At 56.8% G+C, this 24,822-nt stretch carries 22 protein-coding genes and 4 tRNA genes; 14 read left to right on the plus strand and 12 right to left on the minus strand.

What is annotated here, in order from left to right; all coding sequences use genetic code 11:
* Nucleotide 1: 1 nt before the first annotated feature.
* From lapB to GPM19_RS06000, 3 genes are all read right to left on the minus strand, one after another.
* Complete coding sequence (gene lapB / locus GPM19_RS05990) at nucleotides 2-1,198, minus strand: lipopolysaccharide assembly protein LapB (protein ID WP_160417958.1); 1,197 nt, start codon at nucleotides 1,196-1,198, stop codon at nucleotides 2-4.
* Nucleotides 1,199-1,504: a LapA family protein gene (locus tag GPM19_RS05995; protein ID WP_160417959.1), complete on the minus strand. Its 306-nt coding sequence runs from the start codon at nucleotides 1,502-1,504 to the stop codon at nucleotides 1,199-1,201.
* Nucleotides 1,505-1,630: 126 nt separating this feature from the next.
* Nucleotides 1,631-1,927, minus strand: a complete 297-nt coding sequence (locus GPM19_RS06000) for an integration host factor subunit beta (RefSeq protein WP_114487332.1) — start codon at nucleotides 1,925-1,927, stop codon at nucleotides 1,631-1,633.
* A gap of 205 nt (nucleotides 1,928-2,132) precedes the next feature.
* Between GPM19_RS06000 and GPM19_RS06005 the strand changes: the two genes are divergently transcribed.
* Both GPM19_RS06005 and GPM19_RS06010 read left to right on the plus strand, forming a co-directional pair.
* Nucleotides 2,133-2,426 (plus strand): FAD assembly factor SdhE, encoded by a 294-nt coding sequence (locus GPM19_RS06005; protein ID WP_160417960.1) that lies wholly within the window; start codon nucleotides 2,133-2,135, stop codon nucleotides 2,424-2,426.
* Nucleotides 2,386-2,778, plus strand: coding sequence for a protein YgfX (locus GPM19_RS06010; RefSeq protein ID WP_160417961.1), 393 nt, complete (start codon nucleotides 2,386-2,388; stop codon nucleotides 2,776-2,778). Before GPM19_RS06005 ends, GPM19_RS06010 begins: the two co-directional genes overlap by 41 nt.
* Nucleotides 2,779-2,782: 4 nt before the next feature.
* Here the strand turns inward: GPM19_RS06010 and nadB are convergent, their stop codons facing one another.
* The 7 genes from nadB to uvrY all read right to left on the minus strand — a co-directional run bounded on the left by nadB (nucleotide 2,783) and on the right by uvrY (nucleotide 8,155).
* Entirely contained in the window at nucleotides 2,783-4,360 is a 1,578-nt protein-coding gene (nadB, locus tag GPM19_RS06015; protein ID WP_160417962.1) for an L-aspartate oxidase, read from the minus strand.
* 253 nt (nucleotides 4,361-4,613) lie between these two features.
* Nucleotides 4,614-4,700: transfer RNA gene (locus GPM19_RS06020), tRNA-Leu, on the minus strand.
* A 53-nt stretch (nucleotides 4,701-4,753) separates the two neighbouring features.
* Nucleotides 4,754-4,827, minus strand: a tRNA-Cys gene (locus tag GPM19_RS06025).
* A 12-nt stretch (nucleotides 4,828-4,839) separates the two neighbouring features.
* A tRNA-Gly gene (locus tag GPM19_RS06030) sits at nucleotides 4,840-4,914 on the minus strand.
* 55 nt (nucleotides 4,915-4,969) lie between these two features.
* Nucleotides 4,970-5,518: a CDP-diacylglycerol--glycerol-3-phosphate 3-phosphatidyltransferase gene (gene pgsA / locus GPM19_RS06035; RefSeq protein ID WP_160417963.1), complete on the minus strand. Its 549-nt coding sequence runs from the start codon at nucleotides 5,516-5,518 to the stop codon at nucleotides 4,970-4,972.
* 110 nt (nucleotides 5,519-5,628) lie between these two features.
* Nucleotides 5,629-7,452 carry an excinuclease ABC subunit UvrC gene (gene uvrC, locus GPM19_RS06040; protein ID WP_160417964.1) on the minus strand — a complete coding sequence of 608 codons (1,824 nt, stop codon included), beginning with the start codon at nucleotides 7,450-7,452 and terminating at the stop codon, nucleotides 5,629-5,631.
* Nucleotides 7,453-7,507: 55 nt separating this feature from the next.
* Nucleotides 7,508-8,155, minus strand: a complete 648-nt coding sequence (gene uvrY, locus GPM19_RS06045) for a UvrY/SirA/GacA family response regulator transcription factor (protein WP_160417965.1) — start codon at nucleotides 8,153-8,155, stop codon at nucleotides 7,508-7,510.
* 211 nt (nucleotides 8,156-8,366) lie between these two features.
* Between uvrY and GPM19_RS06050 the strand changes: the two genes are divergently transcribed.
* Nucleotides 8,367-8,442 (plus strand) — tRNA-Ala (locus GPM19_RS06050).
* Nucleotides 8,443-8,510: 68 nt separating this feature from the next.
* Here GPM19_RS06050 and argF read toward each other — a convergent pair.
* Nucleotides 8,511-9,431 carry an ornithine carbamoyltransferase gene (argF, locus tag GPM19_RS06055; RefSeq protein WP_160417966.1) on the minus strand — a complete coding sequence of 307 codons (921 nt, stop codon included), beginning with the start codon at nucleotides 9,429-9,431 and terminating at the stop codon, nucleotides 8,511-8,513.
* A 212-nt stretch (nucleotides 9,432-9,643) separates the two neighbouring features.
* On the opposite strand from argF, the gene grxD reads away from it, so the two are divergent.
* The 7 genes from grxD to GPM19_RS06090 all read left to right on the plus strand — a co-directional run bounded on the left by grxD (nucleotide 9,644) and on the right by GPM19_RS06090 (nucleotide 15,067).
* Nucleotides 9,644-9,994, plus strand: coding sequence for a Grx4 family monothiol glutaredoxin (gene grxD, locus GPM19_RS06060; protein WP_160417967.1), 351 nt, complete (start codon nucleotides 9,644-9,646; stop codon nucleotides 9,992-9,994).
* Nucleotides 9,995-10,276: 282 nt separating this feature from the next.
* Nucleotides 10,277-12,151, plus strand: coding sequence for a DNA polymerase III subunit gamma/tau (gene dnaX / locus GPM19_RS06065; protein WP_160417968.1), 1,875 nt, complete (start codon nucleotides 10,277-10,279; stop codon nucleotides 12,149-12,151).
* 50 nt (nucleotides 12,152-12,201) lie between these two features.
* Nucleotides 12,202-12,528 (plus strand): YbaB/EbfC family nucleoid-associated protein, encoded by a 327-nt coding sequence (locus GPM19_RS06070; RefSeq protein WP_114487322.1) that lies wholly within the window; start codon nucleotides 12,202-12,204, stop codon nucleotides 12,526-12,528.
* Nucleotides 12,529-12,531: 3 nt separating this feature from the next.
* Nucleotides 12,532-13,137 carry a recombination mediator RecR gene (gene recR, locus GPM19_RS06075; RefSeq protein WP_160417969.1) on the plus strand — a complete coding sequence of 202 codons (606 nt, stop codon included), beginning with the start codon at nucleotides 12,532-12,534 and terminating at the stop codon, nucleotides 13,135-13,137.
* A gap of 29 nt (nucleotides 13,138-13,166) precedes the next feature.
* Entirely contained in the window at nucleotides 13,167-14,297 is a 1,131-nt protein-coding gene (gene rnd / locus GPM19_RS06080; RefSeq protein WP_160417970.1) for a ribonuclease D, read from the plus strand.
* On the plus strand, nucleotides 14,294-14,590 hold the full coding sequence (locus GPM19_RS06085; RefSeq protein WP_160417971.1) for a YcgL domain-containing protein: 297 nt from the start codon (nucleotides 14,294-14,296) through the stop codon (nucleotides 14,588-14,590). The genes rnd and GPM19_RS06085 overlap by 4 nt, the downstream gene beginning before the upstream one ends.
* A 30-nt stretch (nucleotides 14,591-14,620) precedes the next feature.
* Nucleotides 14,621-15,067 carry a YcgN family cysteine cluster protein gene (locus GPM19_RS06090; protein ID WP_160417972.1) on the plus strand — a complete coding sequence of 149 codons (447 nt, stop codon included), beginning with the start codon at nucleotides 14,621-14,623 and terminating at the stop codon, nucleotides 15,065-15,067.
* A gap of 36 nt (nucleotides 15,068-15,103) precedes the next feature.
* On the opposite strand, the gene GPM19_RS06095 is transcribed toward GPM19_RS06090, so the two are convergent.
* Entirely contained in the window at nucleotides 15,104-17,230 is a 2,127-nt protein-coding gene (locus GPM19_RS06095) for a S9 family peptidase (protein ID WP_160417973.1), read from the minus strand.
* Nucleotides 17,231-17,295: 65 nt separating this feature from the next.
* Between GPM19_RS06095 and GPM19_RS06100 the strand changes: the two genes are divergently transcribed.
* From GPM19_RS06100 to hrpA, 4 genes are all read left to right on the plus strand, one after another.
* On the plus strand, nucleotides 17,296-17,742 hold the full coding sequence (locus GPM19_RS06100; protein WP_227842183.1) for a hypothetical protein: 447 nt from the start codon (nucleotides 17,296-17,298) through the stop codon (nucleotides 17,740-17,742).
* A 46-nt stretch (nucleotides 17,743-17,788) separates the two neighbouring features.
* Nucleotides 17,789-18,577, plus strand: a complete 789-nt coding sequence (locus GPM19_RS06105) for a class II glutamine amidotransferase (RefSeq protein ID WP_160417974.1) — start codon at nucleotides 17,789-17,791, stop codon at nucleotides 18,575-18,577.
* A gap of 200 nt (nucleotides 18,578-18,777) precedes the next feature.
* Complete coding sequence (locus GPM19_RS06110) at nucleotides 18,778-20,463, plus strand: AMP-binding protein (RefSeq protein ID WP_160417975.1); 1,686 nt, start codon at nucleotides 18,778-18,780, stop codon at nucleotides 20,461-20,463.
* 298 nt (nucleotides 20,464-20,761) lie between these two features.
* Nucleotides 20,762-24,736 carry an ATP-dependent RNA helicase HrpA gene (gene hrpA, locus GPM19_RS06115; RefSeq protein ID WP_160418017.1) on the plus strand — a complete coding sequence of 1,325 codons (3,975 nt, stop codon included), beginning with the start codon at nucleotides 20,762-20,764 and terminating at the stop codon, nucleotides 24,734-24,736.
* Nucleotides 24,737-24,822: the final 86 nt, after the last annotated feature.

Consider the following 24,822-nt stretch of genomic DNA (forward strand, 5'->3'; position numbering starts at 1 on the left):
CTTATTCTCCTTCGACCCCGGTGATCGGTTTGGTGGTGCCCCAACGTCGGCAGGCAGGGCATTGCCAGTGTAAGACGTCACCAGCGAACCCGCAGCGCTGACAGCGGTGGCGAGGACGGTTTTCGAGCAGGGCGTGAGTGTGGCGTTTGAGCAGTACCAGGCGTGAGTCGGGAGCTGGCCTTCCATCCAGGCGTTGGCTTTCCATATATAAATCCATCAAGTAATCAATGCCTCCCAAGCTGGGGGCTCGACTCAATTGATTGCCGACCATCTCAATGGCTTTGTCTACTCCTTCATGTTGATGAATCACGTCGCCAAGCAAGATAATTACACTGGTGTATGGCGTCTCGCTAAGCAGCTGCTCCAAGTGTTGCCTCAGGCCGGTCTCATCGTTGTTGAGCTTGTAAGCGCGCTTGAGCAGGGGTAGTAGGGTGGGGATATGATCCTTGTCCTGAGCGGGGATACGAGCCAGTTGCTTGATGGCGTGAAAGTAATGCCCATTTTCCATGGCTAGTTCAGCCAATATCAGCGTGGCACGCACACAGGCTTCATCCAGTTGCAGGGCTTTGCGCAAATGGCGTTTGGCCAGAGCGCGGCTGGCTTGCTGAATGTCGTCCTGGGCGAGTTCGCATAACCAGTGTGCAGCAGGGCGACGCATTTCGGGGTGATGCTTCAGCGTCGGCAAAGTGACATCGAGCGCCGCTTGCCATTCCCCTTCACGCTCAAGCAGATTGACCAGTAACTGCTTGGCGGCTTCTTGGTGTGCATCGATGCGAGTGGTATCGAGCAGAGAACTGAGTAAACGCTCGGCGCGGTCATACAAGCCTAGTGCCATGAAGTCACGCGCCAGCTCAAGCTGCACTTCCTCGTTCTGATGTGAGCTGAGCGCCGGACGGGCGAGCAGGTTCTGATGAATGCTGACAGCCTTGTCTGCTTCGCCGCGTGAGCGAAACAGCTTGCCCAAGGCAATGTGGGTATCAATCGTATCGCTGTTGACTTCGAGTACGTTGATGAAAGTGGTAATAGCCTGGTCGGGTTGCTCATTGAGCAAGTGATTCAGCCCGACAAAATAATCACGTGAAGGCGTTCTGGAAGGGGGCTGGGTACGCGAAATGTTGCGATATGCACGATACCGGCCCAGCCCATAGCCAATGGCAATGGCTGCCAACAAAACGGCCAGCAGCACGATATCGAACATTTACGCCAGTTCCTTGAGCTCCTGAGTGCGCAGGCTATCCAATTCTTTGCGTTGTTGTTTATTTTGCCGTTCAGCTCGGGCGAGCAGCGCTCTCAAGCGCACATAGACGCCGAGCATAGCCATCATGCCTAGCACGACACCCACGGCAAGAGCAGCCAGCAGCCATACGGATAATGACACTGGCGGTAGCTCCACCCATATCAGGTTCAGGCCAATGGTTTGTTGGTTGTTAACGGCAAACAAGATGCCTGTCAATATTACCACTAGCAGAATAACGGCCAGAAACAGCCCTTTTATCCAACGCATGAGAGTTTCCTAGTCAGTGACTTGTTCAGTGCAGCTATTGTGAATGAGTCGACACGCGACGTCATCCGCATAAGGTCGGTTAATTTCGCGTAGGGCGGAGTAAGTAGGGCGGAGTAAGCAGTCATCTCAGTAACCCAGGGCGCGACTGGCATCCACTTGTTCTCGTAGCTCCTTGCCAGGCTTGAAGTGAGGCACGTATTTGCCCTCCAGTTCCACTGGGTCGCCTGTTTTGGGATTGCGCCCTGTACGCGGTTCTCGATAATGCAGAGAAAAACTGCCGAATCCGCGGATTTCCACGCGCCCGCCAGTGGCTAGGGCATCGGTGATGTCATCAAGTATCAGGCGCACCGCTGTTTCCACTTCCTTGACGGATAATTCGGGCTGATGCATTGCGATTTGTTCAATCAATTCTGACTTGGTCATCGGTTGGCTCCATGCGAACGTTGAAGGCCGTGGCGGACGTCCGACCTCATGGCACTCTTCTCAGCATACTGTGCAATCCTGGATAAAACAATTTAGATAAAACAAGGTACTAGGCTAGATTGTCTTCAGCGCCTGCAGTGAGGCTGGCGCGCCTATTCCTCTAAGGTATACTAGCGGTTCATTTCTCCTATTGCAGAGGCTGACATTGAGCGAAGACACGTCCTCGGACGCCATACTACGTAAGCGGCTCTATTGGCATTCTCGTCGTGGCATGTGGGAGCTGGATTTGCTGTTGATCCCCTTTCTTGAGCAACGTTTCGTCCAACTCGATAAAGAAGACCAGCTGGCCTATGAAGCGTTAATCGAAGAAGAAGATCAGGATCTGTTCATGTGGTTAATGCGCCGCGAATGGCCGCAGGAGCCGGAGCGGCGACGTATCGTACAAATGATCGTTGAACATGCCGAAACCACCGATAATTCTGCATATCGCACCCTCTAGGCTGGCGATAGCCCTTCAGCTCATACTGGCCCTGTGGCTTGTGGTCATGGTCGGCTGGATGGCGGGAGTGCTTGTTGGCGGGATAGCGGTGCTTCTCAGTGCGCTGGGTATTGTCATGGAGGCGCGCCATCAGGCACGGGGTACCTTGACGATATCCGGCGCCTTCCCGGCTTGCCGGGCTCAGTGGGATGCCAATCAAGAGGCGCTGGGGTCGGATTGCTCAGTGCAATGCGATTATTTGGGTCCTTGGCTGATAGGCTTGCGTGTGGCAGGGCGCCGAATATGGCTTTGGCCGGACAGCGCCTCTGCCGAGCAGAGCCGCGCTCTGCGCAGATGGTTGCGTTATCCCTGAGCGGCTAGTCGAGCTCATCGAGTGTGATGAAAGAGGGAGATGCCCTCTCAGCGAGATCAGGCCAATCAAGGTTGTAGTGGAGCCCGCGTGATTCGCGGCGCTCTCTTGCACATGTCACTGTCAACCGCGCTAATTGTATCGCTTGGCGCAGCTGTTGGTGAGCAGCTTTGTTCTCTGTGTTTGGGGCTATTTCCCCCAGTCTCTGTTGAAGCGCTTTCAGCTGGGCTGCAGCTGTGTCGAGCCCTTGATCATTGCGAACGATGGCAACATATTGACTCATGGTCTGGCGCATAAGCTGGCGAATCTGGGGAATCTCTTCGTTGCCGTTGCTATTTGAGTCTTGGGGTAGCGTAAACGGCGCTAAAGCGGCGCTAGGGCGTGATTTAGGCGCACGCAGTTCCTGGGCACAGCTCCGGGCAAATACCAGGCACTCAAGCAAAGAATTGCTGGCCATGCGATTGGCGCCGTGCAGGCCAGTGCAGGCGACTTCGCCGATGGCATATAGCCGCGGTACATTGCTTGCTCCCTGCAGGTCGGTGGCAATCCCGCCGCAGCTGTAATGTGCCGCCGGTACCACGGGTATCGGTTGTTGAGTAATATCGATCCTGCGCGATAAACAGTGGGCCAGAATAGTGGGGAAGTGGTGACGAATGGCCGTTTCACCGAGATGGCGAATATCCAGCCAGACGTGACCTTGCGTGCCGTGTTGGATCTCGGCATCGATGGTTCGTGCCACGATATCGCGAGGAGCCAGCTCACCCCTTGGGTCAATATCAAGCATGAATCGGTGCCCATGTTCATTGAGCAATCGACCCCCTTCACCTCTCACTGCTTCACTGATCAAGAAGGCCGGGCCTTCGGGGTCATAAAGGCAAGTGGGATGAAACTGCTGAAATTCCAGATTCATCAAGGTTGCACCGAGCTCGGCAGCCATGAACATGCCCTCGCCGCTGGCCGGTGCAGGCGTGGTGGTGTGCAGATAAAGCCCGCTGGCCCCCCCGGTGGCTAGCACGGTGTCATCGGCAACCAGGGTGTGAGGCTGCGCATTGTCATCCAGGCAGTAAGCACCACGACAGTGGCCGGCTGTATCGCGTAGCAGGCCGATAACCGCCAGGTCGCTGCGTTGGGTAATATGCGGATGCTGAGCCACCTTGTGCAACAAGGTATCGACCACGGCACGGCCAGTGGCATCATCCGCATGAATAATGCGCCTGGCACCATGCCCGCCTTCGCGCGTCAGATGATAGGGGTAGCGCGCCTTGGGGTCGGGGTCGGGAGTAAACGCCACCCCGGTATCAATCAGCCACTGGATAGCAGCGGGGCCGTTTTCCACCGTGAAGCGTACGGCCTGTGGGTCGCACAGACCATCACCTGCCACCAGGGTGTCATTGATGTGGGCGTCTAGATCGTCATCCGGCGAAAGTACTGCCGCAATGCCTCCCTGGGCCCAGCGGCTTGCACCTTGATCATCCTGAGCGGGGCGCACCAGGGTTACCGGACGGCTATCGGCAATTTCCAATGCCAAGGTTAAGCCGGCAACACCACCACCGATAATCAATACGTCGGGTTGAGGCGGGGTCATGGCCGAATCTCCTTTCAGACAGAGCCTGGCCTAGGCAATCTTGAACACGAGCGGCCGCTCCAACCCCAGTGGTTGGAGGGGTCGAATCATAACGTGAAAGTCAGTGTTTAGCGATGCTGCCCGTATGGGTGGCTTACCAGGCAATTGCCCAATCAACAACGGCATGAGCGTCGAGATTAGTAAAGGAGGGCGGTGCCGAAAGCTGAGGCAGCTAAAGAAAGAAAATCGAAAGGAGAGATTCTGACAGAGTATTTGGTGCCCGGAGCCGGACTTGAACCGGCACGGGGTTGCCCCCGAGAGATTTTAAGTCTCTTGCGTCTACCGATTTCGCCATCCGGGCGGTCTGGATACTGCCAAGCATTGCACAAGGATAGGCACTGCTTCGAAATGTGATGGAGGCTGGAGTCGGAATCGAACCGGCGTACACGGAGTTGCAGTCCGCTGCATAACCACTCTGCCATCCAGCCTTCAAGAGTCAATGGAGCGGGAAAGGAGATTCGAACTCCCGACCCTCGCCTTGGCAAGGCGATGCTCTACCACTGAGCTATTCCCGCTCGACTCGTGGGCGAATTATACGGATAAACCTGTGTCTGTCAACGGCTTGATGCGTTACATCGACCGACTTAGATGCGGCCACGCAGCTTTCAGATACTGAATCATCGACCATAGGGTCAGCATGGCCGCGGCATACAGAGTAATAACGCCTAACACGGCCAGGCTGTGGCCGGGGGGGAAGGCCAGTAATACCAGCAGGGCGATCATCTGCAGGCTGGTTTTTACCTTGCCGATCCACGAAACGGCCACTTGACCACGCTTGCCCATTTCCGCCATCCATTCCCGCAGAGCGGAAATGACGATTTCCCGACCGATGATGACTAGGGCGGGCAGCGTCAAAATCAATGTTTCATAACGTTCGATGAGCAGGGCCAGCGCTACCACTACCATGAGCTTGTCAGCCACAGGGTCGAGAAAGGCACCGAACGGCGTCGATTGGTTCCAGCGACGGGCCAAGTAGCCATCTAGCCAGTCAGTGAGGGCGGCGACTGCGAAGAGGGCGGCTGCTAGCGGCAAGCTCCAATCGAAGGGCAGGTAAAACAGCACCACCAGCAACGGAATGAATGCAATTCTAGCCAGTGTCAGGATGTTGGGTATATTCATCGCGAAGAGCGATCCTTGCCATAGATAAACGAGGAGGATGGGGAAATGATCTGTTCATTCTATCCGCCTTGGCTCACGGCATCCATGCCGTTATAGGGTTTATCTCACAACTAGCCGTGAAGTGAGCGGTGAATGGTTTCCGCTAAGGCACTGCTGATGCCGGGGGCACGGGCGAGTTCCTCGCGGTTGGCTTTTTGAACCCCCTGCAGGCCGCCGAAATAGCGCAGCAGTTCACGCCGACGTTTGGGGCCGATGCCGGGAATGTCCTGAAGGGTCGAGGTGCGGCGAGCCTTGTCGCGTTGCGCCCGGTGCCCGGCGATGGCGAAACGGTGAGATTCGTCACGAATGTGCTGGATCAGATGCAGGGCGGGAGATGCCGGGTCCAGGGAGAGGGTGTTGTCCGAGGTTTCGAGAAATAATGTCTCGAGCCCGGCCTTGCGGGTACTGCCTTTCGCCACCCCTAATAAACGAATCTCCGGTAACGCCAATTCATCGAGCACCGTGCGTGCCATGTTGAGTTGGCCTTTGCCGCCATCCACGATCAGTATGTCGGGCTTTTCCGCCTCTCCGCTCTTGACGCGCTTCAGGCGGCGAGTGAGCACTTGCTGCATGGCGGCGTAATCATCGCCCGCGGCCACCCCTTCAATGCGAAAGTGGCGGTAATCGCCTTTACGCGGCCCATTTTGGTCAAATACCACACAAGATGCCACCGTGGCCTCGCCTTGGCTGTGGCTGATATCGAAACATTCCAGACGTTGTGGCGGCTCATCCAGATGCAAGGCGTGCTGCAGGGCTGCAAAACGCTTGGAGAGCTGTGTCTGGTTTGCCAGTTGGGAGGCTAGCTGTTGCTCGGCATTAGTCATTGCCAAGTGCTGCCATTGGGCGCGATGCCCGCGTACCTGGTGGGCCAGGCGAATGCGTTTGCCCGCCTGCTGGCAAAGCGCCTCGGTCAATAGTTCGGCATCGGCTAGCGGGTGGCTGATAATGACCTCCCCGGGAATCTCTCGAGGTTGGCCGAGGTAGAATTGACTGACGAAGTCCGCCAGAAGCTGCTCGGGGGTCAAGTCGAGATCGTTGGCAGGCATGTGATGTCGAGCGCCTAGTAAGCGTCCATCGCGCACGCTTAGCACGGAAATTCCCAGGGCGCCGGGGCGTTGAGCGAGGGCGAATATGTCGGCGTCGCCACCTTCAGTATCAACAAATTGGCGTTGCTGCAGTTCACGTAGCTGTTTTACCTGATCGCGAAAGCGGGCCGCTTCTTCGAAGTTCAATGCTTCGCTTGCCACTTCCATGGCATGCGTCAGTGCCTGGGTGACAGCATCGCTCTTGCCTTCCAGGCACATGACGGCATGTTCGAGGTCACGCTGATAGTCTTCCTGGCTGATGTAGTCCACGCAGGGCGCGCTACATCGCTGAATCTGATACTGCAGACAAGGCCGTGAGCGGTGAGCAAAAACGCTATCTTCGCAATTGCGGATACGGAAGATTTTCTGCATCAACGACAAGCTTTCGCGCACCGCACCACTGCTCGGGTAGGGGCCGAGGTAACGCCCGTCATTGCTGCGCTTGCGCACGCGTTTATATTCCAGTGCCGGATAAGGGTGACGGTCGCTGACGAACACGAAAGGATAGGATTTATCGTCACGCAACAGGATATTGTAGGGCGGGCGGAGTTCCTTGATCAGCGTCTGTTCCAGCAGCAATGCTTCTATTTCGCTGCGTGTCACGGTGACCTGGATGTCGGCAATATGCGCGACCATGGCCTGGGTCTTGGTATTCAGCCGGCCACGAAAATAGCTCGATAAGCGGGCTTTCAAGCGTTTAGCTTTGCCCACGTAAAGCGTTTCACCTCGAGCATTGAGCATCCGGTAGATGCCCGGTGCCTGGCTTACGTTGTCGAGAAAGTGCTTGGCATCAAAAGAAGAGGTAGTCATGCAAGGCCTGGCGGTAGAAGTGGCACCCCGCTAGTTTAACAGAGGTGCACAGCCTTCACTCTATCGTATCGAAGCCTTCCACCAGACCATGGCGCAACGCCATATGGGTGAGTTCAACATCGGTGGTGACTTGAAGCTTTTCAAACAAACGATAGCGGTACGTATTAACGGTCTTGGGGCTCAGGTGAAGTCGGTCGGAAATTTCCTGTACGCGTTGACAGTTTACGATCATCATGGCGATTTGCAGCTCGCGATGAGAAAGTTGTATGAAGGGGTTGGCATTTTCGTTAAAAGGAGAGAGTGCCAGGCGTAAAGCGATTTCCTGGCTGATATAGCGTTGTCCATGAAACACTTGGCGTATGGCGGTAACCATTTCTTCGGCTTGTGTCCCCTTGCTTAAAAAGCCGGCTGCCCCGGCTTCCAGCAGCCGCCGTGCCACGCTGTCTTCCATGTGGGCGGTAAGTATCAATACCTTAATGTCTTGCATGCCGCGCTGAATACGGCGCGTGGCTTCCAGTCCGCCAATGCCGGGCATACGAATATCCATCAGCACAATGTCCGGCCGTAACTGGCGAGCTCTAGAGACGGCCGTTTCTCCATCCTGCGCCTCGCCCACAATCTTGATGTCGCTTTCGCTGTTCAGCAGATGGGCAATACTGGTTCTTACCAAATGATGATCATCAGCGATGAGAACGTTAATCAAGGTAAAAGCTCCTGCTTGAGCGTGGCAGTAACTGCCGTGGGAAGGTTGGGGTGGTTTATCTAAATTGTATTATTTAGCCACAGCCTGCCATAGCCGGAGGCAAAGTAGAATTAGCAAAGCGTGATGAGATACTATGTTTAGAAAAATCTTGACCCTACGCAAAGATATCATTAATATTCGCCTCGCTGTCGTTTTGCAAGGGCAGCAGCGTGGGGCCTTAGCTCAGCTGGGAGAGCGCAACACTGGCAGTGTTGAGGTCAGCGGTTCGATCCCGCTAGGCTCCACCAACCACCTATCAAAAAACCGCCTGAAGTTAAGCTTCAGGCGGTTTTTTTGTGTCAGGTTTTTCGTTTGATTAGTGAGAAACCTTTCCCAGCAACAGAAACTCAATCAAGGCTTTCTGGGCGTGCAGGCGATTGCCTGCTTCCTGCCACACGACGGCTCGGGAGTCGTCCAGCAGTGTCTCGCTGATCTCTTCGCCCCGGTGCGCAGGCAAACAGTGAAGAAACAGCACATCTTCCTTGGCGTGATCCAGCATCGCTTCTGTTACCTGAAAGCCAGTGAAATCGGCGACACGTTTGGCCTGTTCTTCTTCCTGTCCCATGGAGGCCCAGACGTCGGTAGTGACCAGGTCAACGCCTTGAACGGCTTGCACGGGGTCGTGAGACAGCGTGACGCGCTCACCAGCGGCGGCTAAGATATCTGAGCGGGGCTCATAACCCTTGGGACAGCAGATGCGCAGCTGGAAGTCGAACTGGCGTGCGGCATTGATCCATGAATGGCACATATTATTGCCATCTCCGATCCAGACGGCGGTGCGTCCTTTTATGCTGCCGTGCAGTTCCGTCCAGGTCATTACATCGGCCAGTAGCTGACAGGGGTGGTAATCGTCGCTCAATGCATTGATGACAGGCACCGTGCTGGCATCCGCGAAGGCTTCGATGCCGGCATGCGAAAAGGTGCGGATCATGACCGCATCGACCATTTCCGATAGTACCCGCGAGGTGTCAGCGATAGGCTCCCCGCGGCCTAGTTGCGTGTCGCGGGGCGAAAGAAACAAGGCATGGCCACCGAGCTGGGTCATGGCCGTTTCAAATGAAACACGCGTGCGTGTGGAGGATTTCTCGAAGATCATCGCCAGGGTGCGATTGGGCAACGGCGTGTAGCGTGGCCCTTGAGTCTTGAGATTGCTCTTGATGGCAATGGCGCGCTGAATCAGGTAGTGCAGCTCATCCGGGTTAAGATCCAGCAAAGTCAGAAAATGACGTGTCGCCATGGCAACTCTCCGCGCAAAAACCACCATCCTAGCCAGCCCGGGGGGGATGCGCAACGCGAAAGGCACGCGTAGAATGCTGGATACCAACAAGCTTGAGTGGCATGCTCGGGTATTATTTTCGACAGATAGCGATACTTCTGTTCGAATCGTACCTTCAGTAATGCCTATCAAGCGGTTAAAAGACGTAACCGAGCCATTGGAAAGGAGGTGTCATGAGCACCACAGTTGAGAATATCCAGCAGCAAATCAGCGAAAATACCGTTTTGGTCTACATGAAAGGAACCCCGCAGTTGCCGCAATGCGGTTTTTCCGCCCAGACAGTTCAGGCGCTGATGAGTTGTGGTGAGCGCTTTGCGTTCGTCAATGTGTTGGATAACCCCGACATTCGCGCTGAACTGCCCAAGGTGGCTAACTGGCCCACTTTTCCCCAGCTGTGGGTGGAAGGTGAGCTGGTGGGTGGCTGTGATATTGTCGTGGAAATGCATCAGAGTGGCGAGCTGGAAAAGCTGGTCAAAGCAGCTTCCGAACGTGCCAATGCCGCTGAAGGCGACAGCCAGGCCTAAGGCATTGGCCAAGGTTTAGCGTTGAGTTTGGCAAAGTGTGTTACTTGCCGGCCCGGTCTTCTTGCCGAGGCCGGCAGCCCAGTGCCCGCTTTATACCAGTTTCCGGTTTATAAAGTAGCGCCGGTTGGCGAGCGTGCCCGCAGCCGCTAGAATATCTGTTGTATAACGTCTTTTCTGTAATGGCTATTGCTGGTGGGGCCGCATCGTCGGGCGACACAGTGATGGTTTATTACGGCTATCTTCTCGCTGTCCATCAGCTTTGCTGCAAGGATGTCATGCTCGATGAGCTATCAGGTACTGGCACGTAAGTGGCGACCACGCACTTTTCATGAACTAGTGGGTCAGGCCCATGTACAGCGTGCTCTGGTCAATGCTTTGGATCAGGGGCGCCTGCATCACGCTTACCTGTTTACGGGTACTCGGGGCGTAGGCAAGACCACTCTGGCGCGTATTCTGGCTAAGTGCCTGAACTGTACGGCTAACGGTTACGGCGATGAAGGCGTGACCTCGACCCCCTGTGGGGAGTGCGATAGCTGTCAAGCGATCGATGAAGGGCGCTTTGTCGACCTGATCGAAGTCGATGCAGCCTCGCGTACCAAGGTAGAAGATACCCGGGAGCTGCTGGATAACGTCCAGTACGCCCCGACGCAGGGCCGCTACAAGGTGTATCTCATCGATGAGGTTCACATGCTTTCCACCAGCAGTTTCAATGCCTTGTTGAAAACGCTGGAAGAGCCGCCGCCTCACGTCAAGTTCCTGTTGGCCACCACGGATCCACAGAAGTTGCCGGCTACGGTGCTTTCGCGCTGCTTGCAGTTCACTCTCAAGCACATGCAGCCGGTACGTATTGTCGAGCATCTCGCCATGGTGCTTGCGGCCGAACAGGTCCACTTCGAGGAAAGCGCGCTATGGCTTATCGGGAAGGCTGCCGATGGTTCCATGCGCGATGCCATGAGCTTGACCGACCAGGCCATCGCCTTCGGCCAAGGAAGTGTCCAGCACCTGGATGTGGCGGCCATGCTGGGTACCCTCGACCATCGCCATGTCTTGGCGCTGGTCGAGGCGCTGGCCGATATCGATGCGCCGCGGCTGCTTCATGAAGTGGCCGAGCTGGCTGAACAAGGCCCTGACTTTGCTGCCGTTCTGGATGATGTAACCGCTGTGCTGCATCGTCTGGCCGTCGCTCAAATGGTGCCGGAGGCAGTGGACAACGGACACGGGGATCGCGAAACGATTCTCGCGCTGGCCGGGCGTTTCATCGCTGAAGATATCCAATTGTATTACCAGATCGGCATACAAGGCCGAGGCGACATGGTGCATGCCCCCGACTTGCGCAGTGCCTTGGAAATGACGCTGTTGCGCATGCTGGCGTTTCGTCCTCAGGGTGTGCCCAAACCGCCTCAAGCGTCCCTGCCCATGCGCGCCGAGCCGGCGGCTAAGTCCGAGTCTTTGCAGGCGGCGTCTTCACCACCTTCGGCGCCCGCGGCGGATGAAGCGTTGGCGCAATCACCCTCAGAGACAGCGCAGCCAGCCTCGTCGCCGCCCCCTTGGGAGAAGTCGGTTGACGCTACGCCGGATAGCCCTTCCGAGCCGCAGGCGCCACTTCCTCCTGAGCCGAAAATGGTTCCTCCTTGGGAAGGCCAACCCAGTATCGAGGCGGAGGCCGCCAACGAAAGGACGCCTTCCACCGAAATACAGATCGCTGTTTCGGATGAGCCCATCGCTGAAGCCGAGGCATCGCAAGCGACAGAGCCGGGACGGCTGGACCATCAGGCTTGGCTGGAGTTGTTCGATTCATTGGGGTTAGGGGGATTGACGCGCAACCTGGCGGCACATTGTATTATCGAAGAAGATAACGGTGCGGTACTGCGCTTGCGTCTCGACCCCAGCCAGGCGGCGATGCAAGCCGACGTCCATCAGCAGCGCTTGGAAAAATCGCTGGAAAGCCAAGGGTTTCCTCGCAAGGTAAGTTTCGAGGTAGCAGCGCTGCCCGAAGAACTGGAAACCCCCCGCCAGCGCGAAACACGCCATGGTCGTGAGCGTCATGCCCTGGCGGTGGCAGCCCTGAACAAGGATCCCCATGTACAGAAACTTCAACAGGTATTCGGGGCTAAGCTGATAGAATCCAGCGTCAAGCCGGCGGAAGAGCTGCGCTAGCTTATCCAGATACCAGATCAATTCTTGCTTTTTTGAAAGAGGATGCACAGATGTTTAAAGGTGGAATGGGTAACTTGATGAAGCAAGCCCAAGAAATGCAGGAAAAAATGCAGCACGTTCAGGAAGAAGTCGCCAAGGCGGAGGTGCTGGGTGAGGCGGGTGCCGGTATGGTCAAGGTCACCATGAACGGGCGTCATGATGTCAGCAAGGTGGATATCGATCCCAGTGTCATGGAAGAAGACAAGGAATTGCTGGAAGACTTGCTGGCCGCGGCGGTCAATGATGCCGTGCGCAAGGTCGAAGCCGATTCCAAGGCCAGGATGGAAGAGGCCACGGCCGGTTTGAACCTGCCGCCCGGCTTCAAGATGCCGTTCTGATCGATGCGATTTTCCCCGCTTGTCGAAAGACTCATGGAAGCCTTTCGCGTATTGCCCGGCGTTGGGCCGAAAACCGCTCAACGCATGGCAATGCACCTGCTCGAACGTGACCGTGAGGGTGGCCAGCGTCTCGCCGAAATAGTCAGCCTTGCCTTGAATGAAGTGGGCTATTGCCAGCGTTGCCGCACCTTGACCGAGCAACCGCTGTGCGCCTTATGTGAAAGCCCTCGCCGAGACGATGCCTTGCTGTGCGTGGTGGAATCGCCCGCCGATCAGCTGGCAATAGAAGAAGCCGGTGGTTTTCAAGGGCGCTACTTCGTCTTGCATGGGCATCTTTCCCCGCTGGACGGTATCGGCCCTGAGGATATCGGGCTGGATCAGCTGGAAGCACGCATGGCCGAGGGTGGCATCCGCGAGGTGGTGCTGGCCACCAATCCCACCGTGGAAGGTGAGGCCACAGCGCATTATATCGCGGCGCAACTGGCCGAACAGGGTGTCACGCTTTCACGCCTGGCCTATGGCGTGCCCATGGGGGGAGAACTTGAGTATGTGGATGGCGGCACCTTGAGTCGTGCCTTCAACGGCCGTTTGCCGTTTCGTAGTGAGTAGCCTTTTTTAGCCAACCCGGAATCAACCCATTGCCGAATTTGACCCCACCTTCATTTCACTGGATCGATAGCCCCGAAGCCTTGGATGCCGCTTGCCTGAGTGTTGCCGAGGCTGAGGTCATTGCCCTGGATACCGAATTCTTTCGCGAAAAAACCTTTTATCCGATTCCCGCCTTGATCCAATTTACCGCCGGTGAATTGGCTTATCTGGTCGACCCTCTCGCCACGCCCTGCACCGACGCCTTTCGCAAGCTTCTTACTCAAGGCCCCGTTAAGTTGCTGCATGCATGCAGTGAAGACCTGGAAGTCTTTGCCCATTGGGCGCAAGCGTTGCCCGAGCCATTGGTGGATACCCAAGTGGCCCAAGGATTTCTCGGGGAGAACCCGGGCATGGGGTATCAAAAACTGGTGGAGTTCTGGGTGGGTGAAACCTTGCCCAAGGAAGAGACGCGCTCCAATTGGCTGGAGCGTCCGTTAAGCCAGGCGCAATGTCATTATGCGGCACTCGATGTCATTTACCTGCTCAAGGTCTGGTACCTGCAGCGCGAACACCTTGAGCGCCTGGGTCGGCTGCGTTGGGTCGAACAGGAATGTGCCGAGCTTATTCAGCAAGCGGGGCGTAGCGTGGCTGCGGATGGGCAATGGTATGTGCGTCAACGCCAGTTATGGCGTTTGGCGCCGCGTCAGATCGAAGCGTACCGGCTATTGACTACCTGGCGTGAAGGCGAGGCGCGGCGACGCGACCTGCCGCGCAACTGGCTGGTCAGCGATAAACTTTTGTATGCCATCGCCGAGATGCTGCCCACCAATCGATATGAACTGGCCGAGGTCGAAGACATCAAGCCGACATTGGTGAAAAAAGAAGGCGATGCCTTGCTGACCTTGGTTAAAAAAGCCTGCACCACCACGGAAAATGACTTGCCGCCGGCACTTCCTGCACCTACCGCCCCGGCATTTAAATCGCGTTTCAAGGCATTGAAGGACGTCGTCAATGCGCAGGCCGAGGCGTTGGGCGTGGCACCTGAGATGTTGTTGCGGCGTCGGGATATGGAAGCGTTGGTGATTGCCGATATGGCACAAGTGGCACTTCCGCTGCCCAATGGCTGGCGAGGAGAATGCATGAACCCGGCGCTGGAAGGCGCCTTGCGAGAACTCTCATGACCGATGACAAATTACTGTGTGAAATCTTCAAGAGTTCACGCAAGGAAGAAATGTACCTTTACGTGGATAAGCGCAAGGGCTTGGGTGAGGTACCTGATGGGCTTCTGGAACAGTTTGGCAAACCGGTTCCTTACTTGACCATGATTCTGAGGCCGACAACCACATTGGCCCGTGCCAAGGCAGTGGACGTGATGGCAAAGATCGAGGAACAAGGGTTTTATTTTCAGATGCCTCCCGCCAAGGAAGAATATTTGATGGATCTTTACCGTACGCCGACGCAGGCGCGTTATTGATCACGTAGCCTTTAAAGGCGAGGAGACTCTATGCGTGAGCGTTTCTGGGAGCGTTTTTCTCTTGAAGAGCTGACCTCCCAAGAATGGGAAGCTCTATGCGATGGCTGCGGTCAGTGCTGTCTGCTTAAGCTGCATGATGACGAGACCCAGGAGCTGGCAGTGCTCAATGTGGCGTGCCGGCTACTGGATATCGGCAGTTGTCAGTGCAGCGATTATCCCAACCGTTTCGATAGCGTACCGGATTGCACCCAGCTGACCCCGGCAAGAGTCAAGGAATTCACTTGGTTGCCGAACTCCTGCGCCTACCGCCGGGTAGCGGAAGGCCGCAAGCTGGCGGGGTGGCATCCGTTGTTGAGCAACGATGCCGAACGGGTGCATCGTAAAGGCATCAGTGTACGCAACTTTGCAGTTTCCCAGGATGACGTCCCCGAGCGTAAGCTCGAGGAACACATCATTGCTGTGCTTCCGATTCCCTAGCGGTTGCACCATGCCTTGTTCACTTGGTTGCATCAGCTAGGCATTGCTCGTAACGTCCGCCAATCCCAGCGCCCACAGGATAAAGGCGTCCTGACGTGCGGCGTCGCGCCATGCCTTGAAGCGCCCGGAAGCCCCGCCGTGTCCTGCGCTCATGTCGGTACGCAGCAGGATAGGCGCATCACTGGTGTTGAGCTGGGTCATACGTGCATAGAGTTTTGCCGGCTCCCAATAGCCCACGCGAGTATCGTACCAGCTACCTTCGATCAGCATGGCCGGATAAGCTTGCTCGGTCAGGTTGTCCAGTGGCGAGTAGGCGCGAATGCGTTCGGCAACGTCAGGCGCTTCTGGGTTGCCCCACTCGCTGTATTCGGCGGTAGTCAAGGGCAGGTCGGGGTTTTGCATGGTGCGCAGTACATCCACGAAGGGGACGTCCAAGACCGCAGCACAAAAGGCTTGAGGAGCACGATTGACGCAGGTGGCTACCAGTAGCCCTCCGGCGCTGGCGCCATAAGCCACAACCTTTTTCGCTTTGCTCACTCCTTCCTTGACCAACACCTCTCGAGCCGCGAGAAAGTCGCCGAAACTATTGTCCTTGTGCGCCATCTTTCCGGTCAGGTACCAAGGTTCGCCGCATTCCCCGCCGCCTCTCACATGGGCAACGGCGAATGCCACACCACGCTCGAGCAGCTCCAGCCGGGCGATGGAAAACCAGGGGTCGAGCGGTTCGCCGTAAGCGCCATAGCCGTAAAGAAGCGTCGGCAAGGGGTGGTCGGCTAGATCGGCGCGCATGACGACCGAAACCGGAATCCGTTCGCCGTCGGCGGCTGTGGCCCAGAGTCGTTTACTGACCAGTTGCTCGGGCTGCAAGTTGCCATGTACCGGTAGACGTTTGAGCTCGGTGCGCTGTTGAGTATCCAGGTCCAGCGCTATCCAGCGGGGTGATTGAGTGAAGGACTCCTCGCGCAAGCGCAGGATGCGCGTATCAAAGTGCGGTGTATCTTCCAGGTCTTGGGAGCAAGGAATTTCCGGCAAGTCCAGCTGCTCATCGACAACTGTCTGGCCTTTATCATCCAGCTCGATACGGCGCAGATATACTTGCGCGCTGCGATGATCGCGTTCGGCAAGCACCAGCCCCCAGGAAAAAGCTTCGACGCCTTCCAGAGTGACATCCTCCCGATGAGCAATGAAAGGAATGCCGGCGACGGCGACCTCAACGCCCCCTTCTTCGGGCGGGTTGGGCGGCAGCGTGGTTTCCTCGAGACAATCCAGCTGGAAGTTAGCGCCGTTTCGGTTGTGCAATACATAGAAAGCACCCGGGCGGTGTTCCACGTTATATTCAACACCGGCTTTACGTGGCTGAAGACAGATCGGAGTGGCGTGTGGAGCCTGGGCAGGAACCAGATGCACTTCGCTGGTGTCCTTGGAGGCGCTTTCCACCATCAGCCAGCGGCGCGAGCGGCTTTTGCCTACGCCCAGCCAGAACTCGCTATCCGGTTCCTGCAAGAGCAATACCGGCGTCTCCGCCGTCACTTGCGGCGCCGCCAGCCGCAGTGGCAAGCGCCATACGCTGTCCGGGCGCTGGGTGGCATCGAAACGCGTGAAGAGCAGCGTGGCACTGGTGGCGGTTTGGTCTTCCGCCCAGCACAATGTCGCGCCGATGTCTTCCAGCAAGCGTTGCGGCTCCCCCGCGGGCAGCTGTTTTAGCCACAAGGAAAAGCGTTCGTCGCCCTGGGTGTCTTCGGTCCACGCCAGCCAGTCTTCATCGGGAGATAGCGCCATATCGCCCATGTCGTAGAACTCATGCCCGGCGGCGCGAGCGCCGACATCCAGTACGCACTGGCTGTTCTCGGGGGCGCCATTGGGGTGGCGCCACCAGCTGGGATGATCGGCGTCAGCGGCGGTCTCATTCCAGAAGGTGAAATAATCGAGCGGAGTTTTCAGGCTGGTGACAGCCAGCTCGCGCCTGGCAAGCTGGCCATCGAATAAAGCCTGCGTGAGGGCGTCGAGAGGAGAGAACCAGGCATCGCTTTGGGCATTGGCCGCTTCGAGAAACGCCGTGACTTCAGGAGCATCGCGCTGTTCCAGCCAGTGCCACTTGGGGTCGTCGGTACGGGCATGGGGGGCAACCGGGGAGTGAGGCGTCGCGCAGGGCTGTGCTTTCATAAACAGACAGGTACCATAATGGTGAAAGTCAACGTCGGGTGGAGTCACCCACATGAGGATTCAGTATGTTGTTTGCAGATTCGATGTCTTTGCTTTGGGTAAGCTATTACGCCTTGTCAGTGTTGGTGCTGGTAGCGGTTTATTTCGCCTTGGCGTTATTGCCGCGTCTGGCGCGCTTGGTGCTGACATGGAGTATCGCCGGGGCGATGTGGATGCCAACGCGTTTTCGCTTACCCTTGATGGAAGAAGGGGAATTCTACACCGGCCTGGCGCCTGCGGCGATGGTCAGTGCCGTAGGCTTCCTTGAAGGTGCGGGCGCTTCGTTACGTAACGGCCTGCTATGGTTGATTGTCGGCATGAGCATCGGGGCACTGCTGGGCGTGTTCTTGTGGTGGTGGCGCCTCCCGGTGACCTATGTCGACATACCCGACACCGCCGAAAAATCTCAAGGCCGCTCTGCTTCGAGCAGAGATTCGGATTCCTCGTCGCGCCGCGAACCGGTGATTGGCTAATGCAGCGTTTCACTGTGTTCACGGAGTCAGCGGCGAGATCGGTTTAATGTGCGAGCTACTGGGCATGAGTGCCAATGTTCCCACGGATATCTGTTTCAGTTTCGCAGGTTTTCTGCATCGTGGTGGCGGTACCGGGCCCCACCGCGATGGCTGGGGGATTGCGTTCTATGAAGAGGGCGGTTACCGCGAATTCCGTGACCCGCATCCGTCGGTAGACTCACCCATCGCTCGGCTGATCAGCGATTACCCGATCAAGTCGCATGTGGTGATTAGCCATATTCGTCAGGCCAATGTGGGCGGGGTACGTCTGGCCAACACCCACCCCTTCACCCGCGAAATGTGGGGACGGCCTTGGTGTTATGCCCACAACGGCCAGTTGGAAGGCTGGCAAACCTTGCCTCTGTCGTTTTATACCCCGGTGGGCGCTACCGATAGCGAACATGCCTTCTGCTGGCTGTTAGGCGAGTTGCGTCGTGATTTCCCCGAGCCCCCTGTGGCACCGGAGGCGTTATGGCAGTGTCTTCACCGTCTATGCGAAAGACTTCGCGGCCTGGGTGTCTTCAACTTACTGATGTCCGACGGGATTTATCTTTACAGCTACTGCTCCACGAAACTTGCCCATATTACTCGGCGAGCGCCGTTCGGTCAGGCTGAGCTCTCCGATGCGGAATTAACGGTCAATTTTGCTGAACATACCACCACCAATGACGTGGTCTCGGTGATCGCAACCGAACCCTTGACTCACAATGAAGCCTGGGAGCGCATGGTGCCGGGCGAGCTTCTGGTATGGAGCGATGGTGAGGTCAAGGCACGCTATCAGGCGGTAATACCTTGAAAAGTTAGTCAGTCCCAGCCGTTAGAGCTTGCTTGATACAAGAATAAAACGAAAGTTTCAATCGGTCGTTTTACACGCCGTGGCGGGTCGTTTATCGTGTAGGCCTGAACTTGGCAAGGCGTTACAGCTTGTCGAGTCGTCGAACGAGTAAAATAACAAGGTCGGTGATAGTACATCGACATGCATAGCGGAGATCGCCCATGAACGACCATGCCAATGCCCCGATTCTGCGCGGCCCAGCGCTTGAAGGGCTGGATCAGTATGATTCCGTCACGGATGTGTTTCATGCGGCAGTCAGCCGCTTCAAGGAAAAACCGGCATTTTCCTGCATGGGGCAGACATTGACGTTTGCTGAACTGGATCGCCTGTCGGGTGCTTTTGCCGCCTGGATTCAACACGAAACCGACCTTGAGCCCGGCGATCGGGTAGCCATTCAACTGCCTAACGTCTTGCAGTTTCCAGTGGCTGTATTCGGCGCCCTGAGGGCGGGGATGGTGGTGGTCAATACCAATCCGCTTTACACCGAGCGGGAAATGGCTCATCAGTTCAAAGACTCGGGAGCCAAAGCCATCCTGATCCTGGCCAACATGGCCGATAAGCTGGAAAAGATCCTGGACAAGACCGAGATCAAGCATGTGCTGGTGACTCAATTGGGCGACATGCACGGCTTTCCCAAGCGTTTGTTAATCAATTCAGTGGTCAAGCACGTCAAGAAAATGGTGCCTGCCTATTCATTGCCGGGAGCGATAGATTTTCGCGTAGCGCTGAAAAAAGGCGCTTCGTTAACCTCCGAAGACGTTCATCGCTTCCCGGACGACCTGGCGGCACTGCAATACACCGGTGGTACCACGGGCATGCCCAAGGGTGCCATGCTAAGCCACCGTAATCTGGTGGCGAACATGCTTCAGGCGCGTGCGGCCATCGGCACGCACCTGACCGATGGTGAAGAGCTGATCATTGCGCCGTTGCCGGTCTATCATATCTACACCTTCACAGTGAATTGCCTGTTTCTCATGGAGACCGGTAACCACTCGGTGCTGATTCCCAACCCCAGAGATCTGGATAATTTCGTCAAGGAGCTTAAAGGTGTTCCGTTCACCGGCTTTATCGGATTGAATACCTTGTTCAATGCGTTATGCCGCAGGGATGATTTCAGGCAGCTGGATTTCTCTAAACTCCATTTGACCATTTCAGGTGGGATGGCGTTGACCAAGGCCGCGGCCAAACGCTGGGAAGAAGTGACGGGTTGCCCGATAGCCGAAGGCTACGGGCTGACCGAAACCTCGCCGATCGTCAGTTTCAATCCTACCAATGCGATTCAGCTGGGAACGATTGGTAAACCGGTCGCGGGAACGGCGGTGAAAATAGTGGATGCCGATGATAACGATGCACCCTTCGGCGAGTCCGGCGAGCTTTGTGTTCAAGGCCCGCAAGTCATGAAAGGCTATTGGAAGTGTGAAGACCAGACGGCCGCCTCCATTGATGAAAATGGCTGGTTCCGTACCGGTGATATCGCCACGATTCAGGATGATGGCTACATTCGTATCGTCGACCGCAAGAAAGACATGATTCTGGTCTCAGGCTTCAATGTGTATCCCAATGAAATAGAGGATGTGGTCGCGGGACATCCGGATGTCCTGGAATTGGCGGCCGTCGGTGTATCGGATGACGATAGTGGCGAGGCCATCAAGCTGTTTGTGGTCACCCGTAATGAAAACCTGGATGCCGAGACCCTGCGGCGTTGGTGCAAGAAGGAACTTGCCGGTTATAAAGTACCCAAGTACGTCGAGTTTCGTGATGAGTTGCCCAAAACCAATGTGGGCAAGGTTCAACGTCGTCAGTTGCGTGATGAACAAGGCAAAAAAGACGCAGAAAAGGTGTGTTGAGCCTGATGTCGAATGCCTGACGCTATCTCTCGATGGTTCCGTTGCCAGGTAGGTTTTTTGTTGGGGCGTTAGGCGCAGCTCAAGCTGTGACGTTACAATGGTACGCCCGCTTCCGTTATTGGAGCGGGCATGTTTTTTATGGGAGATTTTCTGTTTTTACGTGTCGAATAGGTTTCTTGAGTATTCGTTTTGAGCATTCGTTTGAACGACTGTTTGGAGCCTATGTTTCAAGCTATGTTGCAAATACTGCGGAGCTAGCCAACCCATCGTGACTACCCAATCCCGTCAAACCCCAGCCATGACTGATACCGATGCCCTTCATGCGCTCAAGCAAGGCTTGTCGAGCGTGATGCTGCGCGATGTCCAGCCACTCGAGCAGCGGCTGGCAGGGTTGACCCGCCGCGCTCGGGAAGGCAAGCCGGTGGATCGTGGTATTCAGGAAGTTTCGCGCGACCTGCAGCGCTCCCAGACCGCCTTGGCCAAGCGTCAGGCACAGCCTGTCGCATTGAACTACCCACAAACATTGCCCGTCGTTGAGCGGCGCGAAGATATTCTAGAGGCGCTGCGCAACCATCAAGTGGTGGTGGTGGCCGGTGAAACCGGTTCCGGGAAAACCACCCAATTACCCAAGATATGCTTGGAACTGGGGCGCGGACGACGCGGCATGATTGGCCATACCCAGCCCCGCCGGCTGGCCGCTCGCAGCGTGGCCACGCGTCTGGCGGAGGAACTGGAAGTCTCCTTGGGCGAACAGGTCGGCTATCAGGTGCGCTTTCACGACCAGAGTAGCGATACCACCCTGATCAAGCTGATGACCGACGGTATCTTGTTGGCCGAAACCCAGCATGATCCACTGCTCCAGCGTTATGACACCATCATCATCGATGAGGCCCATGAACGTAGCCTGAACATCGATTTTCTGCTCGGTTACCTCAAGCGGCTGCTGCCCAAGCGCCCCGAACTGAAAGTCATTATCACCTCGGCAACCATCGATGTGGATCGTTTCTCAGCGCATTTCGGCACGCCCTCGTCGCCGGCACCGGTGGTCGAAGTCACCGGTCGCACCTATCCGGTCGATGTGCATTATCGGCCTCTGGTACGCGAAGCTGATGACGAAGAGGACCGCACGCTTCAGGAAGGCATCCTGCATGCGGTGGAAGAGATCGAGACCATCGAGCGCGCCAAGGGCTGGTTGTATGGCCCGCGAGATGTATTGATATTTCTCCCCGGCGAGCGTGAAATCCGTGAAACCGCCGACACTTTGCGGCGAGCCGATCTCGGAGGCACGGAAATACTGCCGCTGTACGCCCGGCTTTCCAATGCAGAGCAGAACCGAGTGTTTGCCCCCCACTCGGGTCGGCGTATCGTCCTGGCCACCAATGTGGCGGAAACATCGCTGACGGTGCCCGGGATACGCTACGTGATCGACCCGGGACTGGTGCGTATCAGTCGTTACAGCTACCGCGCCAAGATCCAGCGGTTGCCGGTGGAGCCGGTCAGCCAGGCCAGTGCCAACCAGCGGAAAGGGCGCTGCGGGCGTATCGCGGAAGGGGTGTGCATTCGTCTTTACGATGAAGACGATTTTCTCGCACGTCCGGCGTTTACCGATCCGGAAATTCAGCGTACCAACCTGGCGTCGGTGATACTTTCCATGCTCGCCCTCAAACTGGGCGACATTGAAGACTTTCCGTTCGTCGATCCGCCCGATTCACGCTTTATCAAGGATGGCTTTCGCCTGCTGTTCGAGCTGGGGGCGGTGAATGACCAGCAGAAACTGATGCCGCTGGGGCGCAAACTGGCGCGCTTGCCCATCGACCCGCGCCTGGCCCGCATGGTGTTGGCCGGTGCGGAGCGTGGCGGCCTGCGCGATGTGCTGGTGGTGGTGTCGGCCCTGGCGGTGCAAGACCCGCGTGACCGACCGGCGGATAAACGCCAGGCGGCGGATCAGGCGCATCAGCGCTGGCATGATCCGGAATCCGATTTCGTGGCGCTACTCAACCTCTGGCATGGTTTCGAGAACGCGCGTAACGAGCTTTCGGGCAACCAGCTGCGCCGCTGGTGTCGCGAGCATTATCTTAATTATCTGCGGTTGCGTGAGTGGCACGACACTTTCCGCCAGTTGCGCCAGTTGCTGCGCGATATGCAAATCGAAGTGCCCCCACCGGCACCGCGCAATGATGACGAAAGTGAAGAGCAGGCGCGCCAGGTACGGCGCAAGACCTCCGGCAACCTGCATCAGGCACTGCTTTCAGGCTTGCTTTCCAACCTTGGGTTGTTCCTGGAAAATCGGGAATATCAGGGTGCTCGCAATCGCAAGTTCATGATCCATCCTGGCTCGGGACTGTCCAAAAAGACCCCCAAATGGATCATGGCCTTCGAGTTGGTGGAAACCTCGAAGCTATTCGCTCGTACCGTGGCCAAGATTGATCCCCAGTGGATCGAGCCTCAGGCCGAGCATCTGGTCAAGCGCTCTTGGAGCGAGCCGCACTGGGAAATGAAGCGCGCCCAGGTTGTGGCCTTTGAGCAGGTGACCCTATTCGGCTTGCCGATCGTCGCGCGGCGCAAGGTGCATTACGGCCCGATAGCCCCGGTTGAAGCCCGTGAAATTTTCATCCGCCGGGCCTTGGTGGAAGGTGAGTTTCACACGCAGGGGGAATTCTTTGCTCATAACCGCGACCTGATCGGGGAAGTGGAGGCGCTGGAAGACCGTGCCCGCCGACGCGACATTCTGGTCGATGAAGAGACTCTGTTCGCTTTTTACGACGAGCGGATTCCTGAGGGCGTCTATAACGGCAAGAGTTTCGAGCATTGGCGCAAACAAGCGGAAAAGGATGCCCCGGGCCTACTCAAATTCGATCGCGAGGCACTACTGGCTCGTGAAGCTCAGGACGTTACTCAGGTCCAATATCCGGATCAGATTACCCTGGCGGGAGTCACTTATCCGCTGAGGTACCATTTTGCCCCTGGCTCGGAAGACGACGGCATCACCTTGACTGTACCTGCCGCCATGCTGCCCCAACTGCCCAAGGCACAGCTGGAGTGGCTGGTGCCGGGGCTATTGCGGGAAAAATGTATTGCGCTGCTCAAGTCTCTTCCCAAGGCGGTGCGTCGCCAGGTGGTACCGATTCCTGACTGGGTGGATGCTGCTCTGGAGTCCTTGTCACCGGAAAACCGACCGCTGACCGAAGCGTTGAGCGAGTTTATCCGCAAGCGCACGGGAACCCGGGTGCACCCGGATGATTGGCGCCTGGATCAATTGGAGCCGCACCTGGTCATGAATCTGCAGGTGGTCGATCATGAAGGCAGGGTGCTGGGTCAAGGGCGTGATGTGCGTGCCTTGGAGCAACGTTTTGAAGCAGCCGCAGGCGTGGGCGCTCGTGCGCTGGCGCAACAGGCCGCCGATGAACCGGCGGTGGAAGGCTTGCCGGTGGCGCCGTTACCCGAGTCGCGCGTGACCACCCAGGCGGGGATTCGTGTGGAAGCGTATCCGGCGCTGGTGCCAGAGAAAGGCAGCTTTCGAGTGGAGCTTTTCGATCATCCCGACAAGGCGCACCAGGCGCATCGTGAAGGCATCGCCCGACTGGCCATGGCCCGTTTGCCGGAAGAGGTCAAGCGAATTCGTCAGCTCAAGGGCATGGATACCTGCGCCTTGCTGTTTGCCAAGGTGGGCAGCAAGCAGGCGTTAGTGGAAGACATTACCTTGGCGGTGTTCAATGACGTCATGGCGAAAGCGCCATTGCCACGTTCGGAAAGTGAGTTTGTCACTCGGTTGGAGGGCGGCGCTAGTGAATTGGTCGAACAGGCTGAGGCTAAGGTGGTCCAGGTCAAGCCCGCCCTGGAAGGCCACCTGGCGGTTACCAAGGCGCTGAAGGGAAACCTCAATTTCGCTTTGGCACTGGTTTATAATGACCTGAAAGCTCAGATGCAGCGCCTGGTGTATCCAGGCTTCATCAGCGATGCTGGTGATTGGCTCAAGGAATACCCACGTTATATGGAGGGTGCCTTGATTCGCCTGGAAAAAGCGCCCCGTGAACGAGGCCGCGACCAGCTGATGATGCACGAGGTTCAAGCCTTGGAAGCACGCTGGGACGCTCGACGTGAAAGCGAACGGCGTGGAAAGGTGGAGGATCCGGCGCTGGTGGAATTCGGCTGGTGGCTGCAGGAGTTACGAGTTTCGCTGTTCGCCCAGCAACTGGGTACCTTGATGCCGGTATCGGTCAAGCGGTTGGAAAAACGTTGGCAGGAAATTACCGGTCTCCCTGCCGCTACTTAGGCAGCACTGGCAAAACATGTCGCAAAAGCACACAGTAAGCAATACCCGCTTACCGGATGACCGACACTGACGTCCATAGGCGTTCG

It is taken from the genome of Vreelandella zhuhanensis (genome assembly GCF_009793355.1).
Lineage (GTDB): Bacteria > Pseudomonadota > Gammaproteobacteria > Pseudomonadales > Halomonadaceae > Vreelandella > Vreelandella zhuhanensis.

Coding starts and splice junctions, on each gene's coding strand:
- GPM19_RS06105 (WP_160417974.1), top strand. CDS start 17,789: ATGTGCGAGCTACTGGGCATGAGTGCCAATGTTCCCACGGATATCTGT.
- pgsA (WP_160417963.1), bottom strand. CDS start 5,518: ATGAATATACCCAACATCCTGACACTGGCTAGAATTGCATTCATTCCG.
- dnaX (WP_160417968.1), top strand. CDS start 10,277: ATGAGCTATCAGGTACTGGCACGTAAGTGGCGACCACGCACTTTTCAT.
- GPM19_RS06070 (WP_114487322.1), top strand. CDS start 12,202: ATGTTTAAAGGTGGAATGGGTAACTTGATGAAGCAAGCCCAAGAAATG.
- nadB (WP_160417962.1), bottom strand. CDS start 4,360: ATGACCCCGCCTCAACCCGACGTATTGATTATCGGTGGTGGTGTTGCC.
- lapB (WP_160417958.1), bottom strand. CDS start 1,198: ATGTTCGATATCGTGCTGCTGGCCGTTTTGTTGGCAGCCATTGCCATT.
- GPM19_RS06010 (WP_160417961.1), top strand. CDS start 2,386: ATGCCGAAACCACCGATAATTCTGCATATCGCACCCTCTAGGCTGGCG.
- GPM19_RS06085 (WP_160417971.1), top strand. CDS start 14,294: ATGACCGATGACAAATTACTGTGTGAAATCTTCAAGAGTTCACGCAAG.
- GPM19_RS06110 (WP_160417975.1), top strand. CDS start 18,778: ATGAACGACCATGCCAATGCCCCGATTCTGCGCGGCCCAGCGCTTGAA.
- GPM19_RS06000 (WP_114487332.1), bottom strand. CDS start 1,927: ATGACCAAGTCAGAATTGATTGAACAAATCGCAATGCATCAGCCCGAA.
- grxD (WP_160417967.1), top strand. CDS start 9,644: ATGAGCACCACAGTTGAGAATATCCAGCAGCAAATCAGCGAAAATACC.
- recR (WP_160417969.1), top strand. CDS start 12,532: ATGCGATTTTCCCCGCTTGTCGAAAGACTCATGGAAGCCTTTCGCGTA.
- argF (WP_160417966.1), bottom strand. CDS start 9,431: ATGGCGACACGTCATTTTCTGACTTTGCTGGATCTTAACCCGGATGAG.
- GPM19_RS06095 (WP_160417973.1), bottom strand. CDS start 17,230: ATGAAAGCACAGCCCTGCGCGACGCCTCACTCCCCGGTTGCCCCCCAT.
- GPM19_RS05995 (WP_160417959.1), bottom strand. CDS start 1,504: ATGCGTTGGATAAAAGGGCTGTTTCTGGCCGTTATTCTGCTAGTGGTA.
- GPM19_RS06090 (WP_160417972.1), top strand. CDS start 14,621: ATGCGTGAGCGTTTCTGGGAGCGTTTTTCTCTTGAAGAGCTGACCTCC.
- uvrC (WP_160417964.1), bottom strand. CDS start 7,452: ATGACTACCTCTTCTTTTGATGCCAAGCACTTTCTCGACAACGTAAGC.
- hrpA (WP_160418017.1), top strand. CDS start 20,762: ATGACTGATACCGATGCCCTTCATGCGCTCAAGCAAGGCTTGTCGAGC.
- GPM19_RS06100 (WP_227842183.1), top strand. CDS start 17,296: ATGTTGTTTGCAGATTCGATGTCTTTGCTTTGGGTAAGCTATTACGCC.